Source organism: Agrobacterium sp. CMT1 (assembly GCF_037203725.1).
GTDB classification, from domain to species: Bacteria; Pseudomonadota; Alphaproteobacteria; order Rhizobiales; family Rhizobiaceae; genus Agrobacterium; species Agrobacterium pusense.
Window position 1 is genome coordinate 206,269 of the sequence record NZ_JBBCAR010000007.1, and the last position, 17,909, is coordinate 224,177.

Consider the following 17,909-nt stretch of genomic DNA (forward strand, 5'->3'; position numbering starts at 1 on the left):
GACCCCGCTCCCACTACGCCGCCAAAGGAGACCCTGGAATGACCAATTCCGCCGTTAACATTCTGATCGTTGACGATGAACCGCCGATCCGCAAGCTTTTGCGGGTGGGGTTGTCGACGCAGGATTATACGGTAAGCGAGGCGATGAATGCGAAGGTGGCGATGGAGCTGGTCGAGCAGGACAAGCCCGATCTCGTCATTCTCGATCTCGGCCTGCCGGATATGTCGGGACACGATCTTCTGGCGAAATGGCGCAGCGAGGGGGTGGCGTTGCCGGTCATCATCCTGTCCAGCCGAACCGATGAAGCAGGTATCGTCAAGGCACTCGAACTGGGAGCCGACGACTACATTACAAAGCCCTTCGGCATGAACGAACTCGTCGCCCGCATCCGTGTCGCGCTGCGCCACCGGCTCCAGAGCCAGGGTGAAAGGCCTGTCTTTCAGACCGGCGATCTTTCGGTCGATCTTGTCCGGCGTATCGTCAGGGTGGAGGACCGGGAGGTGAAGCTCTCCCCGAAGGAATACGATATTCTGCGGGTGCTGGTTCAGCACGCAGGCAAGGTGCTGACGCACCGCTTCCTGCTGGAGCACGTATGGGATGAAATGACCGACGTGCAATATTTGCGGGTCTATGTGCGCCAATTGCGCCAGAAGATCGAAAAAATCCCCGATCAGCCCCGTTACATCCTGACAGAAACCGGGGTGGGTTACCGGTTGCAGGAGGTTTGAGGGCGCCGCAAGGCAACGCCCTCCGATATCTCACACGGCAGCGCAGATGGACAGGAATTCATCTACATCGGCCTCGGTCGTCGCAAAGCTGGTGACCATGCGGATCAGTACTTCGTCCTTGCCAACTTTTTCCGGCATGTCGCGCGGTTCCAGCCAGTCATAGAACCTCGCGCCTTTTTCCGTCGCTGCTTGCGCGGCTGCCTTTGGCAAAATGGCGAAAACTTCGTTGGCCTGGGTCGGCCAGGCGAGGCGCGCGCTGTTCAGCGAGCCGAAGCCCGCGCGCAGCCGGTTAGCCATGGCATTGGCATGGCTGGCGAGACCGAGCCAAAGATCATCCTGCAGATAGGCTTCAAACTGCGCTGCGATGAAACGTGACTTCGAAAACAGTTGCGCTGTGCGTTTGCGCAGGAACGAGAAGTCCCGAGCGAGCGAAGGATCGAAGAAAACGATCGCTTCCGCGCACCAGCAGCCATTTTTCGTGCCGCCGAAAGACAGCACGTCAACGCCGCGTTTCCAGGTCATTTCAGCCGGCGTGGTGTCAAGGGCGGCCAGCGCATTGGCAAAACGCGCGCCGTCCATATGCAGCGGCAGGCCGTTTTCCTTGGCGATTTTGGAGATGGCTTCAATTTCGTCGAGGGTGTAGACGGTGCCGGCTTCGGTCGCCTGCGTCATGGTGATGGCGGCGGCACGGCCGTGGTGAACGGCATCCTGCGGATAGCGGGCAATGCGCTCGATCAGGTTTTCGGGCAGCATCTTGCCGTTCGGCCCTTCGACTGCGACCATGCGCATGCCGGAAAAGAAATCCGGCGCGCCGCATTCGTCCTCGATCACATGGGCTTCCGAATGGCAGAAGGTCAGGCCGCCGGCGCGAGCGATGCTGGCCAGCGAAAGCGAATTGGCTGCCGTGCCGGTGGCGACGAAAAACACCGCAACTTCGCGCTCGAATATCTCGTTGAAGCGCTTTTCGATGGAGAGATCGAGTTCGCTGGTGCCATAAGCGGAGGCAAACCGGGTGGATTCCCGCGAAAGCCGTTCATTGACGGCCGGATGGGCGCCAGCCCAATTGTCTGAAGCAAAAAACATCTCTGAAGGCTTTCCGATAGCTGGGGGTCTGATTGGGAAATGCATGGAGCGACGACTGGCAAAGTTCTAGGACCTAACTACGCGATTGGCAAATCCGGCAATGAAAGCAATGGGGAGGCGGGATTTGCGACAGAAAGTTTCGCGCAATAGGTCAGTATCGAAACTTCGCTATAAAACGACGGTCTCACTAATTGGATTCGCGCCCTTGCCAATTCCGCCGGTTTCTGCCAAAATCCTCGGGAATTGAGACAGTCTTGCTGTCCTAAATTTGATCCAGCCGGCGAGAATGCGGATTTTGCCAAAGGGCGAAATTTGCGTCGCGCCGGACCTTCGCATGAAACCGTGCAAGTAATTTGCAGGAGGGACAAAAATGACAAACAAGCCGCAGGCGGATATCGCCGCCGCAACCCTGACCACTGACTGTCCCACCGCGGCTGCGGCTGCACCCGTTTCTGCGAAAGCGCGTTTCGCGGGCGGCTTGCCGGAAAGGCAGGGTCTTTACGATCCCGCCAATGAACATGATGCCTGCGGCGTCGGCTTTGTCGCCCATATGAAAGGCGTCAAGTCGCACCAGATCGTCAAGGACGGCCTGTTCATCCTTGAAAACCTGACCCATCGTGGCGCCGTCGGCGCAGATCCGCTGATGGGCGATGGTGCGGGCATTCTCGTGCAGATTCCCGACCGCTTCTTCCGCGAGGAAATGGCCGCGCAGGGCGTGACATTGCCGAAGGCTGGCGAATACGCCGTCGGTCATATCTTCATGCCGCGCGATCCCTCCCGCATCGAGCACTACAAGAAGGTCATCGTCGACGTTATCGGCGAAGAGGGCCAGCAGTTCCTTGGCTTCCGTGATGTCCCGGTCGACAACTCCTCGCTTTCCAAGGCGCCGGATATCGCAGCGACCGAGCCGCACCATGTGCAGGTCTTCATCGGCGCCGGCCGCGATGCCGCGAGCAATGCCGATTTCGAGCGCAAGCTGTTCCTCATCCGCAAGGTTCTCTCCAACCGCATCTATGACGAAGGCGGCGGCAAGGAAACACAGGATTTCTATCCCGTTTCCCTTTCTTCCTCGACCATCGTCTATAAGGGCATGTTCCTCGCCTATCAGGTGGGCGCATATTACAAGGACCTTTCGGACCCGCGTTTCGAATCGGCTGTCGCGCTCGTGCATCAGCGTTTTTCCACCAACACCTTCCCGTCGTGGAAGCTGGCGCACCCCTATCGCATGGTCGCCCATAACGGCGAAATCAACACGCTGCGCGGTAACGTCAACTGGATGGCGGCGCGTCAGGCATCGGTTTCGTCCGCGCTGTTCGGTGACGACATCTCCAAGCTCTGGCCGATTTCCTATGAAGGCCAGTCGGACACGGCCTGCTTCGACAACGCGCTCGAGTTCCTCGTCCGCGGCGGCTATTCCATGGCCCACGCGGTGATGATGCTGATCCCGGAAGCCTGGGCCGGTAACCAGTCCATGTCTGCCGAACGCAAGGCATTCTACGAATATCACGCAGCCCTGATGGAGCCGTGGGACGGTCCCGCCGCCGTTGCCTTCACCGACGGCAAGCAAATTGGCGCGACGCTCGACCGCAACGGCCTGCGCCCGGCCCGTTACCTCGTCACTGATGATGACCGCATCATCATGGCTTCCGAGGCCGGCACGCTGCCGGTGCCGGAAGAGCGCATCGTCAAGAAGTGGCGTCTGCAGCCTGGCAAGATGCTGCTGATCGACATGGAAAAGGGCGCGATCATTTCCGACGAGGAAGTGAAGCACGAGCTTGCCGCCAAGCATCCCTATCGCAGCTGGCTTGATCGCACGCAGCTCATCCTCGAAGAGCTGAAGCCTGTCGAACCACGCGCGCTGCGCCGCGACGTGTCGCTGCTCGACCGCCAGCAGGCCTTCGGTTACACCAGCGAAGACACCAAGCTCCTGATGTCGCCGATGGCGACGACGGGCCAGGAAGCCATCGGCTCCATGGGCACGGATACGCCGATTTCGGCCATGTCCGACAAGTCGAAGCTGCTCTACACCTATTTCAAGCAGAATTTCGCGCAGGTCACGAACCCGCCGATCGATCCGATCCGCGAAGAGCTCGTCATGAGCCTCGTGTCGTTCATCGGCCCGCGTCCGAATATTCTCGACCACGAAGGTGCCGCCCGCGCCAAGCGTCTGGAAGTGCGCCAGCCGATCCTGACCAATGGCGATCTGGAGAAGATTCGTTCCATCGGTCACACGGAAGACCGTTTCGACACCAAGACGCTCGACTTCACCTATGATGTGGAGCGCGGTGCCGAAGGCATGCCCGAAATGCTCGACCGCCTCTGCGAGCGAGCCGAATCCGCCGTCCGCGGCGGTTACAACATCATCGTTCTGTCCGACCGCCAGCTTGGCCCGGATCGCATCGCGATCCCCGCACTTCTGGCGACAGCCGCCGTGCACCACCACCTGATCCGCAAGGGTCTGCGTACTTCGGTCGGTCTCGTCGTCGAAACCGGTGAGCCGCGCGAAATCCACCATTTCTGCCTTCTGGCCGGTTATGGTGCGGAGGCGATCAACCCCTATCTCGCTTTCGATACCCTGCTTGACATGCACAAGCACGGCGCCTTCCCGAAGGAAGTGTCTGACGATGAAGTCGTTTATCGCTACATCAAGGCGGTGGGTAAGGGCATCCTCAAGGTCATGTCCAAGATGGGCATCTCCACCTACCAGTCCTATTGCGGCGCGCAGATTTTCGACGCCATCGGTCTGTCTTCGGAATTCGTCGAGAAATATTTCTTCGGCACCGCCACCTCCATCGAAGGTGTCGGCCTGACGGAAATCGCTGAAGAAACCGTGGCGCGCCACACAGCGGCCTTTGGCAAGGACCCGATCCTTGCCAACACGCTCGATATCGGCGGCGAATACGCCTATCGCATGCGCGGCGAAAGCCATGCCTGGACGCCGGACGCCGTCGCCTCGCTGCAACACGCCGTGCGTGGCAACAGCCAGGATCGCTACCGCGAATTCGCCGGCATGGTGAACGAAACGGCGCTGCGCATGAACACCATTCGCGGCCTGTTCAAGGTCAAGTCGGCGGAAGCACTCGGTCGCAAGCCAGTCTCCATCGATGAGGTCGAGCCGGCAGCCGATATCGTCAAGCGTTTCTCGACCGGGGCGATGTCCTTCGGCTCAATCAGCCGCGAGGCGCATACGACGCTCGCGATTGCCATGAACCGCATCGGCGGCAAGTCCAACACGGGTGAGGGCGGGGAAGAATCCGACCGCTACATGCCGCTGTTGAACGGCCAGCCGAACCCGGAACGCTCCGCCATCAAGCAGATCGCATCCGGTCGCTTCGGTGTGACGACGGAATACCTTGTCAATGCCGACATGCTGCAGATCAAGGTGGCGCAGGGCGCAAAGCCTGGCGAGGGCGGCCAGTTGCCCGGCCACAAGGTGGATGCGACGGTTGCAAAGACCCGTCACTCCACCCCGGGCGTCGGCCTCATCTCGCCGCCGCCGCATCATGATATCTATTCCATCGAAGATCTGGCGCAGCTGATCTACGACCTGAAAAACGTCAATCCGGAAGCCGATGTGTCGGTGAAGCTGGTGTCGGAAGTCGGCGTCGGAACGGTTGCGGCCGGTGTCGCCAAGGCGCGTGCAGACCATATCACCGTCGCCGGTTTTGATGGCGGCACGGGCGCGTCACCACTGACGTCGCTCAAGCACGCGGGTTCGCCCTGGGAAATCGGCCTTGCCGAAACCCAGCAGACGCTTGTGCTGAACGGTCTCCGCTCGCGCGTTGCCCTGCAGGTGGATGGCGGTCTGAAGACCGGCCGCGACGTCATCATCGGCGCGCTGCTCGGTGCGGATGAATTCGGCTTCGCCACCGCGCCGCTGATTGCGGCGGGATGCATCATGATGCGCAAGTGCCATCTCAACACCTGCCCTGTCGGCGTTGCCACGCAGGACCCGGTTCTGCGCAAGCGCTTCAAGGGTACGCCGGAACACGTCATCAACTACTTCTTCTTCGTGGCCGAAGAAGTGCGCGAAATCCTTGCCTCGCTTGGCGTGACCAGGCTGGACGAGATCATCGGCGCTTCCGAACTGCTCGAGAAGGATGAGATGCTGGCGCATTGGAAGGCGAAGGGTCTGGATTTCAGCCGCATCTTCCATAAGGTCGAGGCACCCAAGGAAGCGACGTTCTGGACCGAACGCCAGAAGCATCCGATCGATGACATTCTCGACCGCAAGCTGATCGAAAAGTCCCTGCCGTCGCTGGAAAACCGCGAACCCGTGGTCTTCGAAGTGCCGATCAGAAACGTTGACCGCTCCGCCGGTGCGATGCTCTCCGGCGCGCTCGCCAAGCGCTGGGGCCACAAGGGTCTGAAGGATGACACGATCCATGTGACGCTGCGCGGCACGGCGGGCCAGTCCTTCGGTGCGTTCCTCGCTCGAGGCATCACCTTCGATCTGGTGGGTGACGGTAACGACTATGTCGGCAAGGGTCTTTCGGGTGGCCGCATCATCGTGCGCCCGCCGGAAAACGCCCGTATCGTCGCGGAAAACTCGATCATCGTCGGCAACACCGTGCTGTACGGCGCCATAACCGGCGAGTGCTATTTCCGTGGCGTGGCTGGCGAGCGTTTCGCGGTGCGTAACTCCGGCGCGGTTGCGGTTGTCGAAGGTGTCGGCGACCACGGCTGCGAATATATGACCGGCGGCATTGTGGTCGTTCTTGGCGAGACCGGCCGCAACTTCGCGGCCGGCATGTCCGGCGGCGTGGCTTATGTTCTCGACGAGAAGGGCGATTTCGCCACGCGTTGCAACATGGCCATGGTTGAGCTGGAGCCGGTTCCGGAAGAAGACGACATGCTGGAAAAGCTGCACCATCACGGCGGCGACCTCATGCACAAGGGACGTGTCGACGTTTCCGAAGACATGACTCGCCACGACGAGGAGCGCCTTTACCAGCTGATCTCCAACCACTTCCATTACACGAACTCGTCGCGTGCCAAGGATATACTCGATCGCTGGAGCGAGTTCCGTCCGAAGTTCCGCAAGGTCATGCCGGTTGAATACCGTCGTGCGCTTGAGGAAATGGAGCGCATGCGCATGGGCGTGGCGGCGGAGTAATCCGCCGCGTGAGGACACTACACCACCTGATCTCGCTGATAACAGCGGTCGCCATTCGTGGCGACCACTTGGACGGGCGGCGAGACCGGATTTGAGTTCATCGTGCTGGGGCGGCTTTGGGTTTCGCCACCTGGTACTGGGGCCCGACAGGCGCTCCGCTTTGATGTGAGGACATAAACGTGGGCAAGGTTACAGGTTTTCTGGAGATCGACCGGCAGGTGGGCAAGTATCAGCCCGCATCGGATCGTATCCGCCACTTCCGCGAATTCACCATTCCGATGTCGGATGCCGAGGTGCAGAAGCAGGCGGCGCGCTGCATGGATTGCGGCATTCCCTATTGCCATGGCCCGACAGGCTGTCCCGTGCACAACCAGATCCCCGACTGGAACGATCTGGTCTACAATAACAACTGGGAGGAGGCGATCCGCAACCTCCATTCCACCAACAACTTCCCGGAATTCACCGGTCGCGTCTGTCCCGCCCCCTGCGAGGAGGCCTGCACGCTGAATCTTGAGGATGCGCCGGTCGCGATCAAGACCGTCGAACAGGCTATTGCCGACAAGGCCTATGAGCTGGGCTTCATCGTGCCGAAGCCGGCGACGATCCACACCGGCAAGAAGGTCGCCATCATCGGTTCCGGTCCCTCGGGCATGGCGGCGGCGCAACAGCTTGGCCGCGCCGGCCACGAGGTTCACGTCTATGAGCGTGAATCCAAGCCCGGCGGCCTGCTGCGTTACGGCATCCCCGATTTCAAGATGGAGAAGAACTTCATCGACCGCCGTGTCGAGCAGATCAAGGGCGAAGGTGTTACCTTCCATTGCGGCGTCAATGTCGGAGTCGATGTGACGGTGGAGGCGCTCCTCGCCGACCACGATGCCGTGCTTTATTGCGGCGGCTCGGAAACCCCGCGCCCGGCCGGCATCGGCGGTGCGGATCTGCATGGCGTTTATGATGCCATGCCCTATCTAGTGCAGCAGAACCGGCGCGTCGGTCGTGAAAACATTGACAGCGTTGGCTGGCCGGCCGATCCGATCCTCGCGGGCGGCAAGCATGTCGTCGTTGTGGGTGGTGGCGATACTGCATCTGACTGCGTTGGCACGGCGTTCCGTCAGGGTGCTGTTAAAGTCACCCAGCTCGACATACGCCCGATGCCGCCGGAAAAGGAAGACAAGCTGGCGGTTTGGCCTTTCTGGGCAACCAAAATGCGCACCTCGTCTTCGCAGGCCGAAGGCGCCATCCGCGAGTTCCAGGTGGCGACCCTCGAATTCGTTGGCGAAGACGGCGTGCTGACAGGTGTGAAGTGCTGCCAGGTGGATGACCGACGCAAGCCCATTGCCGGCACGGAGTTCATCATCAAGGCCGATCTCGCCTTCATCGCCATCGGCTTTTCCGGTCCCTTCACGGACAGCGTTCTGAAGGAAATGGACGGCAAGCTGACACTCAACACGGACCGCCGTGGCTCCACAAATGTCGTCGCCAACGAGACGGATTACAGGACCTCTGTCGACAAGCTCTGGGCGGCGGGCGATGTGCGCCGTGGCCAGTCGCTGGTGGTCTGGGCGATCCGCGAAGGCCGTCAGGCGGCGCGTGCGATTGACGAAGCGCTGATGGGCGCGACCGTTCTTCCGCGCTAAGCCGGCAAATGGATAAAAATGGAAAGGCCTGTCGCACCCGCAACAGGCCTTTTTTTGATGTCAGAGAACGAGCGCTCCTTTTTCAGCAATAAGGAAGCGTAATCCGGAAGCAGGCCCCACCGCTGGATGAATCGCCGATAGTAATATCTCCGCCGTGATACCGCACGATTTCCTGCACGAGATTAAGCCCGAGGCCCGTGCCCCGGTCTCTAGGTTGCAGGCGATGAAAGGCATCAAAGACGAGTTCCCGCTCCTTTTCAGGAATGCCGTTGCCTTCGTCGGCGATCTCTATCACCCGATTGGCTGCCACTGTCATCGTTATGGTTCCGCGGTTGCCGCCGTGTTCTATGGCGTTTTGCACGATATTCATCAGGGCTCGCCGGAGGGAAGGGTCGTCCGCAAGTGCAAGGATCGGTTCTTCCTCCGGTTCAAATGAGAGCTCATAACCCTGCGAGATGGCAAGCGGTGCCATATCGGCAACAACCGATCTGCAGAGATTGACCAGATCGAGCGGCACCAATGGCGCCTTCTGGCCGCCGAGACGCTGCAGATCGAGCAATTGTTCGGCCAGCACGCCGATACGGTTGGCATCCGCCAAAATCCGGCTGCGTGCGGGCCCTTCCAGCAGAGTTTCGACACGCGTCTGTAGAATGGCGACCGGCGTGCGCAATTCGTGCGCGGCGTCGAGAATGAAGCGCTTGTGCCGTTCATAGCCATCGTCCAGGCGCTTGAGTGCACCATTGACGGCATGCACCAGCGGCTGCACTTCCCGTGGAATATCATTGTCGGGCAAGCGATATCCGCGTCTGTCGATATCGATCGCTTCCGCGGTTTTGGCAATCGTCGAGAGTGCCCGAAATTCCCTGCGGATGATCAAGGGAATTGCTATCGTGGTCGCAATGGAGATGAGGACGAGGACCGGGAAAATCATGATGTTGGAAAACAGCAGAACAGGGAGCGTCATGCTGAAAAGATCGCCTTTTCCGACCATCACGAACTCTCCGGCTGGCCCGGATGCACGGCGAACAACCGCAAGGTAAAGAACGGCAAAATAGGAGTAGGACATCCCGGCTTCGCGAATGTTCGAAATCTTGATGTCGTTTAACTCCTTCTCCATGTTGCTGTAGGCCTCGGGCACAGGGCCACCCTGGATGAGCTCATCCTTGTCGCTCAGCGCAACAAACCAGAAATCGGGCATTTTTTTCCGGAGTTTCGCATATTCGGCCGTCTCTTTCAGCGTAAGCTTCCCATCCGTATCGCGGATCAAAGCGTTTGCAGTTATCTGCGCCGCCTCCGAGCTAAGAAGAGCGCTGCCGACACCGTCGCTCAACAGATAGGCAAAGAATGCGACGCTGACGATCAACAGACTGCCGATCTGGAAGAGGAGCAGTTGAATGGTCAATCGCCGCTTCAGTGACTTTCTCTTTGACAATCTCATCCCGTCGCCCTCAAAAGATATCCCACGCCGCGAATGCCATGCACCTCCACGGCGGCGTCCGCGGCCTGCAATTTGCGCCGCAAGCGGGAAATGTGGGAATCGAGCGCATTGGACTGGATTTCATCGTCAAAGTTATAGACGGCCTCTTCGAGCAGCGAGCGCAGCACTGTTCTGCCCTGTCGTCGCAGCAAGGCTTCGAGAATCAGCAACTCCCGTCTCGTCAGCGGAAGAAACGCGCCGTTGATACGCACTTCGCGCGTCTCGAAACAAAACTCCAGCCTGCCGAGTTTCGCCGTCATCGCCACGGTTCCGGCGGGTCGGCGCATCAGGGCGCGAATGCGGGCAAGTAGCTCCTCGACAGCGAAAGGCTTGGCCATATAGTCATCTGCACCGAGGTTCAGGCCCTTCACCCGATCCACGAGCCCGCCCTGGGCCGTCAACACTATGACGGGTGGGGTGACTGGCAGCAGACGCAGATTTTCTATCAGTTCGATGCCGTCACCATCTGGCAGTTGCCGGTCCAGTACAACGAGATCGTGGACGCCATCCATGATGGCGTGTCGAGCGAGATCCAGTGTTCCGACCGTATCCACGATAATATCGAACCGATGGAGCGCGGCAGACAGGGCCGCTGCCATCTCACGTTCGTCTTCAACAAGCAGCAGGCGCATGAATTCGTCTCGGCATTGTCGGCACGCTTAGGGTGAAGCGCGCACATGAAGTAAAAAACGACGGTGCCGGTGACGCTCATGGCAAGCGACGCGTCGCCGTCGAATACATTCGCCGTGCGAAATCGGTGGAGCGGCGGAGGTTTGTGACCGATCTCCGCATTCCTGCAAAGCTGCAGCTATCCTGTCATCGTGGGATTGCCTGAACATTACGCCGACCGACTGGGCGGCAGACGGCGGGCAAGCTTCTATTGCTTTGCCTGTGTGGTATCGGGCGTCATCCGATAGTCATCGATGCGGCCTGCCGGCGCATCGGCCATTTCGCCACGCTTGGTCAGCCTTTCGCGCGGGGATTCCACGACGGAGACGCGTGTCGGCGCGGCCGAAAGAGGGACATCCCCGAGCAGTTTGTCGCCGCCATCGAGAGCGGGATCGGTAAGGCTGATTGGCTGGGTGCGCACCTGTCCCGCATCGATGCCAAGTGCCGGCAGGGAGGTGAGTGCCGGCAGATTGCTGCCGTCCAGTTTCACAAGGTCCGGTCCGGCCCCGTCGAGGTGCCGGCGGACGAATTTCTCGACGTAAAAGGCAAGCTTGCGCTTTCCGGCCTGCGTCATGCCGATACCGTCGGCCTCACGCAGGCGGGCCTGCTGACCGTTCATGTCGTAACCGGTGATGACGAATTTGCCGGCTTCGTCGACAAAACCGTCCCAGACATCCACGAACTCGCCGCCGAATTTTTCCACATGGCTGCGGTAAAGCCGGTTGAACCCAACGAGATCCGCAGAAAGCGAGGGAGACTGGAAGGCGGGAAGACCCACCCATAATAGCGGCACTTTCGGGCGGCCGGCGAGGGTGAGAAGCTCATCGATCCGCCTCTCATATTCCTTGAGCCAGACCTCCGTGCCGAATTTTTCCTTGATATCGCCGATCTGCATCTGCTGGCGATCGTTCGAGCCCATCATGATGACGATGGTGGCGGGGTTGGTCTCGCTTATGAACTGCGGCAGGTTTTTGAACCAGTCGTAATAATCGGTGCGCACCAGGCCGGAAGAGCCATTGGCACGCACATCGACCGCAATTGCCGGCGAGCTGGCAAAGGCATTGACCAGCTCTTCCCCCATTCCGCCGGCGAGGAAATCACCGATAACAAGGACGCGCCTGGCATTTTCAAGCTTGGCGGCAGGCTCCGGCTTAGCGGTTCGCATCTGCACCACCGAAGGCGCTTTCCTTGCTGGTTGCGGGCGGGTAACCGATCTTTCACGCGGCGCGGATGGGAAATCGCGCCGGTTGCGGGGCTGGTATTCGCGGCCTGATCCGCCATCGCGTCCCACCGGCCTGCCGAAGAGCATTTCAAACAGGGTGCGCCGCTGTTCCTGTGCCAAGCTCTCGGAGGGAACGAGCGGCATGGCAAGAACAGCGGAAAGAAGGACGGCGCAGACACGCCAGCCGGTTCTTCCAGTTTTTTCCGCAGGTTTCGTACTCATGACATCGGCCCTTCCGGATATTTCGGCGGCGTTTCGTAACTGCCGCCGAACTCGCCGGCACATTATCAGTTGCGAAGGGCTCTCAGCAACCGCTGCGACGGCTGGCCGTCCGCGTCCATCCCCATGCGTGACTGGATGGCACTGATGGCGGCCTTGGAACCGGAGCCGAAGTTGCCGTCGACTTCACCGTCATAATAGCCGAGTTCCTTCATGCGGGTCTGAAGTTCGAATTTTTCGCGAATATCCAGCGTACCGTCCGGACGCGGCCACTTCTGCTGCATGCCGCCGTAACCGGCGATTTCATCCGCGAGCAGTCCGACGGCGAGCGCATAGCTGTCGGAGGCGTTGTATTTCTTGATGGTGAAGAAGTTCTTCATCATCAGGAAGCCCGGGCCGTTTGCCCCACCCTGCAGTTTCAGCATCGCGCGGTCGGAACCACGGGTGAAATTCTTGCCGTTGGGGCGGGTGAAGCCAAGCTTTGCCCATTCCGCGATGGTCTTCGTCTGGCCTTCATACCGCGCGCCGCCACGCGGAACGGCGGTTTCGTAACCCCATGTCCGGCCGGGCTCCCAGCCGTTTTTCGCGAGAAGATTGGCGGCAGTTGCGAGAGCGTCCGGGACGGAATGCCAGATGTCCCGTTTGCCATTGCCATCCGCATCTACCGCGTAAAGCAGGTAGCTTGTCGGGATGAACTGGGTATGGCCCATCGCGCCGGCCCAGGAGCCCGTCAGCTGTTTGGGGGTGACGTCACCCGCCTGAAGGATCTTGAGCGCGGCAATCAATTGCGTACGCGCGAATTTGGCGCGCTTGGGATCGGAATAGGCGAGCGTTGCCAGCGCCTGCGGGATGTTGTGCAGCCGCTCCGGCTTTTCGAGAACCGCGCCGTAATTCGATTCCATCGACCAGATGGCGAGAATGATGTGCTTGTCGACGTTGAAGTTGCGCTCGATCCAGTTGAGGGTCGTCGCGTGTTTCATCTTCATTTCGCGGCCAATCCGCACCGTGTACGGATTGACGCGGGAGTCGAGATAATCCCAGATTTGCGTTGTGAATTCCGGTTGGAAAGTGGCCTTGCGCAACGCGTCGGGATCCGGCTCGCTAATGCCGGCAAAGGCTTTCTGATAGGTCGCCTTGCTAATGCCTTCTTTCGCGGCTGTTGCATAGAACTGGTTGATCCACTGACGGAATCCGGCATCGGCGCGGGCCGAAACCGGCGCCAGCGAGATTACCAGGCCAGCAGCCACCATGCAGCCGAATTTGCGGACATCTGAAAGGATCATCTTTGTCATCGTCTGTCTTTCGTTCTCTCGAATGTCATTTCGATTGCGAAAACGCATCGGGCGTCATCATGGATAACAAAAGAACGTCAACAAATTCTTTACCATTAATAGATGGTAGCGTCACCCTTTACAAAACGTTGTTGTTTTTGAAATAACAACAGCGTGCGGGGATTGTGATCAAGTGTTATCTCTCAGGAGGAATATGTGGTAGAACATAAGAAAATTCGGAAGGCCGTATTTCCCGTCGCAGGTCTCGGCACGCGCTTTCTGCCCGCAACCAAGGCAGTTCCGAAGGAAATGCTCACCGTCGTAGATAAGCCGGTTATTCAGTACGTCGTCGATGAAGCGGCAGAAGCCGGTATCGAGCATTTTGTATTTGTCACCGGCCGCGGCAAGGCGGTGATCGAAGATTATTTTGATATTCAATTTGAACTTGAACAGATGCTGCGCGAGCGCAACAAGAATGCCGAGCTGACACTGCTGGCCGGCCTTCTGCCCAAGGCAGGTACCGCAAGCTTCACGCGCCAGCAGGTGCCGCTCGGCCTGGGCCATGCGGTCTGGTGCGCCCGTGATATCGTCGGTGACGAGCCTTTCGCCGTGCTTTTGCCTGACATGATCATGCATTCACAGAAAAGCTGCCTGAAGGGCATGGTCGAACTTTACGACCAGACCCAGGGCAACGTCATCGCTGTGCAGGAATGCGCTCCCGACCAGACGCATAAATATGGTATCGTCGGCGTGGGCGAGACCGTGGGTGAGGGTTTCAAGATCACGGAAATGGTTGAAAAGCCTGCAAAGGGTACAGCGCCTTCGAATTTCTACATTAACGGCCGCTATATTCTTCAGCCCGAGATTTTCGATATTCTCGAAAATCAGGAGCGTGGCGCCGGTAATGAAATCCAGTTGACAGACGGCATGCTGACGCTTGCCAAGTCGCAGGAGTTTGCAGGCTATCATTTCCGCGGTCAGACCTTCGATTGCGGTGCCAAGGATGGCTTCATTCTGGCCAATGTCGCTTTCGCTCTCGAGCGCGGCGATATCCGTCCGGCAATCGAAGAGCCGATCAAGGCCCTGATCGACGGGCTGAAGTGAGAGACCAGAGAATAGATGACAAAATCCCGGCCTTCGCGCCGGGATTTTTATTTGGCGCTTATCGCTTCAGGACAAGCCCTGCACCGACGCGAAGTTCGCTGCTGTCATAAACCGGTGTCCACTGGTAGCTGACATCGGCAGTCAGATCGAGATAACGGTTGAGACCCCAGGTCAGGCCGGCTCCCGCCGTATATTCCACGGCGTCCTCCGTGTCGGAGGAGGGGAATGTGCGATGCACGATTTGGCCGGTCAGTCGCGCTACCAGATTGCTGCGCAATTCGTGGGTCAGCCCGGCATCCAGGCGATAGGAAACCCATCCGCCCTGCGGGCCGCCGGCGAAATCCTCTATTGTCGTGCGCAGGCCAAGATTGACATTCGTGCCGCGCTGGGGTGACCAGTTAAGGTCGCCGTCCAGCGTCAACGCGCCGATCGACGCAAGGCGATCATCGTCATATTGTTTGCGCAGATAACCGATGGCGGCTTCGCCACGGGTCTTTTCGCCAAGGTCGACCTCTGCCCCAATCTTCGCCCCATAGGCATTGGAGGAGCGGGCATAACCGGAATTGTCGAGGCGGCTGTCATATTTCGTTGTGCCGGCGTTCAGTTCGAGGAAGGGGATCAGCGCTGGTGACAGCTCATAGCCGAGGCGTCCGCGCAGATTCGCACCATTCTGGTCACGGTCACTGAGGCTTATCGGCCGGCCATCGATAACCTTCGCGTCGGTATACACCGTACGGGACAGGTCAAGTGCAGCCAGACCTCGCAGCTTGCCGAAATCCCGCTCTATCGATGCCCCGGCGCTGAAACGGTGTTCGCCACCCTGCACGGCGGCGCCGGTCAAGGCATTGGGATCGGTCGTGTCTTCACGGCTGAATTCGTAACCGGCCTTGAGGTTGGCGGTTGTTTCTGATCCGAGGTCAAGACGCAGATCGGCCTCTATCCGCGCCCTTGGTTCTTCTCCGTCCTTATCACCGAAGTTTTTCTCCCACGCGCCGTCTCCGGTGACGGTCAAAGCATGGCGGGACCAGTCGCTGGTGAGCGTTCCGCGTATGCCCGTCGTCAGATAGTTTCGTCGCGAGGGACCACCCGTATTCCTCTGTTTTTCCGTGTTGATGGTCTGACTGATCGAAGGCCGGAGCAGAAGGGTGCCCAGCCGAATTCCCGGAGTCTGTCCGGGTTCGGTAACAACGCGTGGGTTTTCGCCCCCGTCCACGGTCGGCTCATAGGGGTTGTCTGCGTCGGCATAGGGCTGCCCCGCTTCGTCCTGCTGCTCGGAAATCGCGTCACCGGGATTATTTGAGGGGCGCCAGAGTTGGGGCGTGGGGACAGGTGCCGTTGTGGCCTGGGCCGTGCCCGCCATTGTCCCGGGGGTCGGCGCGGGAGCGGCGGAGCCAATGCCATCGGCCGTGGCAGCGGCGCCAGGCATTGCCGGGGCGGCAGTCGCCGTCTGTGCGGAAGCATCTTCGTGGTGGTAAAAAAGCGTGCAGGCGAGCAGCAGGGTTGCTGCTTTCCGCGACGTCGGCAGACGTGTGGCGGTGCCCTTCACAGTCATTCCTTTTCACCCGGCGAATGGGCCGAATGCCGGACCGACAGTCTGCCAATACATTGCCGCAGGCCCCAGTCAGAAAGGCCGACGAAACGACATGGACAAACCAGGGACCAAACAGTCGACGCAAGTTTTAACATCGTTTTAACAATAGGTTTTTTATGGTTAACAGTTGATAAAGATCGCGGGAATTTCCTGATGTCACGGGGAGGCGTCCTGGAGTGCCGTCCACTCCCGTTACCTGCGCGCACCGGTCAGAGCTGGCGGCAGCGGGGCTGTTCGCAAATGCAAAATATTCCTAATATGAAAAGATTAAAACGTTTCAATTTGGCACGGAATCGCCCTATGATTAACGAAAGTTGACCTTCCATTGCCCGGCAAATCGTATTGAATTTTATTTTGTGTGACAGTGTCGTTTCATGAAAGCCGTTTTGAATATCAAACAGGTCGGTTTCTATTGTTGGGATATTACCAATGACCGCTTCTATTTGGATGAAGTGTGCGCTGAACTACTCGGAATTCCACTAAGACAGGCAATGCAGGGCATCAGTATTTTCCAGATACTCGAAAAAGTGGATCTGGATCATCGGAATCGGGTTATAGAGACCGCCTTGAACACCCTGAAGGATGCGAGCTTCTACAATCAGGAATATGCCGTGCGCCGCACCGACGGTTCGGTTTCCTGGGTGAGGACCGCTGGCCGATATCTCGTCGATGAAGAAAACATTCCCTTTAAGCGGCTGGGAACCATGGAGGAAATTTCTCCGCCGGATCTGCGCCACTGAAGCAGGCGGTTTCCGGCAGGGAGTGGACTTATTCCGGCTGAAAGAGTAACAGTCGGCCATGATTACGCGCGCCGTCAACTTGGTCGAAGACAATGCCATCGAATCCGCCGTACGGACGATTTCGATGGAGCGGGCGGGCCTTGCCGCCCTCGAGACGGCTCTGCGAGACGGTCTCTCGGTCCCCTTCTGCAAGGCGATCGAAACAATCGGCCAGTCGAACGGCCGTCTCATCATAACCGGTGTGGGCAAAAGCGGGCATATAGGTGCGAAGCTGGCGGCCACCTTTGCGTCCACTGGAACGCCGGCATTTTTTGTCCATGCGGCGGAGGCCAATCACGGCGATCTGGGCATGATCGGCGGCGACGACGTGGTTCTCGCCATCTCCAAGGGTGGGGAAAGTGCCGAATTGCGCAGCATTATCAATTATTCGCGCCGCTTTTCCATTCCGCTGATCGCGCTCACCTGTTCCGAGACATCATCTCTGGCGAAGGCTTCCGATATCGTATTGCTGGTTCCCAATGAGCAGGAAGCCTGCCCGCTTGGCCTTGCGCCCACAACCTCCACATTGATGCAGCTTGCACTTGGTGATGCCCTTGCTGTTGCGCTGCTGGAAGCGCGCAATTTTACGGCCGGCGATTTCAAGGTATTTCACCCCGGCGGCAAGCTGGGCGCCAGTCTCACGCTGGTCAGCGACATAATGCATACCGGCGATCGTGTGCCGCTGGTCAAAAGGGGAACGGCCATGCCGGAAGCCGTGGGTGTTCTCTCCCGCAAGCATTTCGGCTGCGTCGGCGTTCTCGATGAGGACGGGCGTCTGTGCGGCATCGTCACCGAGGGGGACATGGCGCGCAACCTGTCGCGCAATCTTGCCGAATTGACCGTGGACGATATCATGACCCGGACGCCCAAGACGGTCAAAAAATCGGTCCTGGCAACGGGTGCGCTGGCAACGCTCGAAAAATTCCACATCGGCGCATTGATCGTGGTCGATGACGACAACCGGCCGATAGGGCTGGTGCATTTCCACGATCTGCTGAGAATCGGCGTGGCCTGAG

12 protein-coding genes are annotated in these 17,909 nt (G+C 59.1%); 6 read left to right on the forward strand and 6 right to left on the reverse strand.

Annotated elements, in window-relative coordinates; all coding sequences use genetic code 11:
- Window positions 1-38 precede the first annotated feature (38 nt).
- Window positions 39-728: a response regulator transcription factor gene (locus WA845_RS09565; RefSeq protein WP_022563075.1), complete on the forward strand. Its 690-nt coding sequence runs from the start codon at window positions 39-41 to the stop codon at window positions 726-728.
- Window positions 729-758: 30 nt separating this feature from the next.
- On the opposite strand, the gene WA845_RS09570 is transcribed toward WA845_RS09565, so the two are convergent.
- Window positions 759-1,811, reverse strand: coding sequence for a threonine aldolase family protein (locus tag WA845_RS09570; protein WP_004445845.1), 1,053 nt, complete (start codon window positions 1,809-1,811; stop codon window positions 759-761).
- A 370-nt stretch (window positions 1,812-2,181) separates the two neighbouring features.
- On the opposite strand from WA845_RS09570, the gene gltB reads away from it, so the two are divergent.
- Together gltB and WA845_RS09580 are read left to right on the forward strand one after the other, a co-directional pair.
- Window positions 2,182-6,927 carry a glutamate synthase large subunit gene (gene gltB / locus WA845_RS09575; RefSeq protein ID WP_006697197.1) on the forward strand — a complete coding sequence of 1,582 codons (4,746 nt, stop codon included), beginning with the start codon at window positions 2,182-2,184 and terminating at the stop codon, window positions 6,925-6,927.
- Between the two features lie 179 nt (window positions 6,928-7,106).
- Window positions 7,107-8,561, forward strand: a complete 1,455-nt coding sequence (locus tag WA845_RS09580; protein WP_004445843.1) for a glutamate synthase subunit beta — start codon at window positions 7,107-7,109, stop codon at window positions 8,559-8,561.
- 82 nt (window positions 8,562-8,643) lie between these two features.
- On the opposite strand, the gene WA845_RS09585 is transcribed toward WA845_RS09580, so the two are convergent.
- The 4 genes from WA845_RS09585 to WA845_RS09600 all read right to left on the reverse strand — a co-directional run bounded on the left by WA845_RS09585 (window position 8,644) and on the right by WA845_RS09600 (window position 13,440).
- Window positions 8,644-9,999, reverse strand: coding sequence for a sensor histidine kinase (locus WA845_RS09585; protein WP_174151343.1), 1,356 nt, complete (start codon window positions 9,997-9,999; stop codon window positions 8,644-8,646).
- A complete protein-coding gene (locus WA845_RS09590; protein WP_004445841.1) occupies window positions 9,996-10,670 on the reverse strand; it encodes a response regulator transcription factor in 675 nt (224 codons plus the stop codon). The genes WA845_RS09585 and WA845_RS09590 overlap by 4 nt, the downstream gene beginning before the upstream one ends.
- Window positions 10,671-10,915: 245 nt before the next feature.
- Window positions 10,916-12,151, reverse strand: a complete 1,236-nt coding sequence (locus WA845_RS09595; RefSeq protein ID WP_112556236.1) for an SGNH/GDSL hydrolase family protein — start codon at window positions 12,149-12,151, stop codon at window positions 10,916-10,918.
- Window positions 12,152-12,216: 65 nt separating this feature from the next.
- Window positions 12,217-13,440, reverse strand: a complete 1,224-nt coding sequence (locus WA845_RS09600) for a lytic murein transglycosylase (RefSeq protein ID WP_112556355.1) — start codon at window positions 13,438-13,440, stop codon at window positions 12,217-12,219.
- A gap of 195 nt (window positions 13,441-13,635) precedes the next feature.
- On the opposite strand from WA845_RS09600, the gene galU reads away from it, so the two are divergent.
- On the forward strand, window positions 13,636-14,523 hold the full coding sequence (gene galU, locus WA845_RS09605; protein WP_004445838.1) for a UTP--glucose-1-phosphate uridylyltransferase GalU: 888 nt from the start codon (window positions 13,636-13,638) through the stop codon (window positions 14,521-14,523).
- Window positions 14,524-14,581: 58 nt separating this feature from the next.
- Here the strand turns inward: galU and uppP are convergent, their stop codons facing one another.
- Window positions 14,582-16,075 carry a polysaccharide biosynthesis protein UppP gene (gene uppP, locus WA845_RS09610; protein ID WP_337322301.1) on the reverse strand — a complete coding sequence of 498 codons (1,494 nt, stop codon included), beginning with the start codon at window positions 16,073-16,075 and terminating at the stop codon, window positions 14,582-14,584.
- A 413-nt stretch (window positions 16,076-16,488) separates the two neighbouring features.
- Between uppP and WA845_RS09615 the strand changes: the two genes are divergently transcribed.
- Both WA845_RS09615 and WA845_RS09620 read left to right on the forward strand, forming a co-directional pair.
- Entirely contained in the window at window positions 16,489-16,854 is a 366-nt protein-coding gene (locus WA845_RS09615; RefSeq protein WP_035208590.1) for a PAS domain-containing protein, read from the forward strand.
- 58 nt (window positions 16,855-16,912) lie between these two features.
- Window positions 16,913-17,908 (forward strand): KpsF/GutQ family sugar-phosphate isomerase, encoded by a 996-nt coding sequence (locus WA845_RS09620; protein WP_006697193.1) that lies wholly within the window; start codon window positions 16,913-16,915, stop codon window positions 17,906-17,908.
- Window position 17,909 lies beyond the last annotated feature (1 nt).

Bases quoted from the DNA above. Each gene is read 5' to 3' on its own strand.
- WA845_RS09565 (WP_022563075.1), top strand. From the start codon at position 39: ATGACCAATTCCGCCGTTAACATTCTGATCGTTGACGATGAACCGCCG.
- WA845_RS09570 (WP_004445845.1), bottom strand. From the start codon at position 1,811: ATGTTTTTTGCTTCAGACAATTGGGCTGGCGCCCATCCGGCCGTCAAT.
- gltB (WP_006697197.1), top strand. From the start codon at position 2,182: ATGACAAACAAGCCGCAGGCGGATATCGCCGCCGCAACCCTGACCACT.
- WA845_RS09585 (WP_174151343.1), bottom strand. From the start codon at position 9,999: ATGAGATTGTCAAAGAGAAAGTCACTGAAGCGGCGATTGACCATTCAA.
- WA845_RS09590 (WP_004445841.1), bottom strand. From the start codon at position 10,670: ATGCGCCTGCTGCTTGTTGAAGACGAACGTGAGATGGCAGCGGCCCTG.
- WA845_RS09595 (WP_112556236.1), bottom strand. From the start codon at position 12,151: ATGAGTACGAAACCTGCGGAAAAAACTGGAAGAACCGGCTGGCGTGTC.
- WA845_RS09600 (WP_112556355.1), bottom strand. From the start codon at position 13,440: ATGACAAAGATGATCCTTTCAGATGTCCGCAAATTCGGCTGCATGGTG.
- uppP (WP_337322301.1), bottom strand. From the start codon at position 16,075: ATGACTGTGAAGGGCACCGCCACACGTCTGCCGACGTCGCGGAAAGCA.
- WA845_RS09615 (WP_035208590.1), top strand. From the start codon at position 16,489: ATGAAAGCCGTTTTGAATATCAAACAGGTCGGTTTCTATTGTTGGGAT.
- WA845_RS09620 (WP_006697193.1), top strand. From the start codon at position 16,913: ATGATTACGCGCGCCGTCAACTTGGTCGAAGACAATGCCATCGAATCC.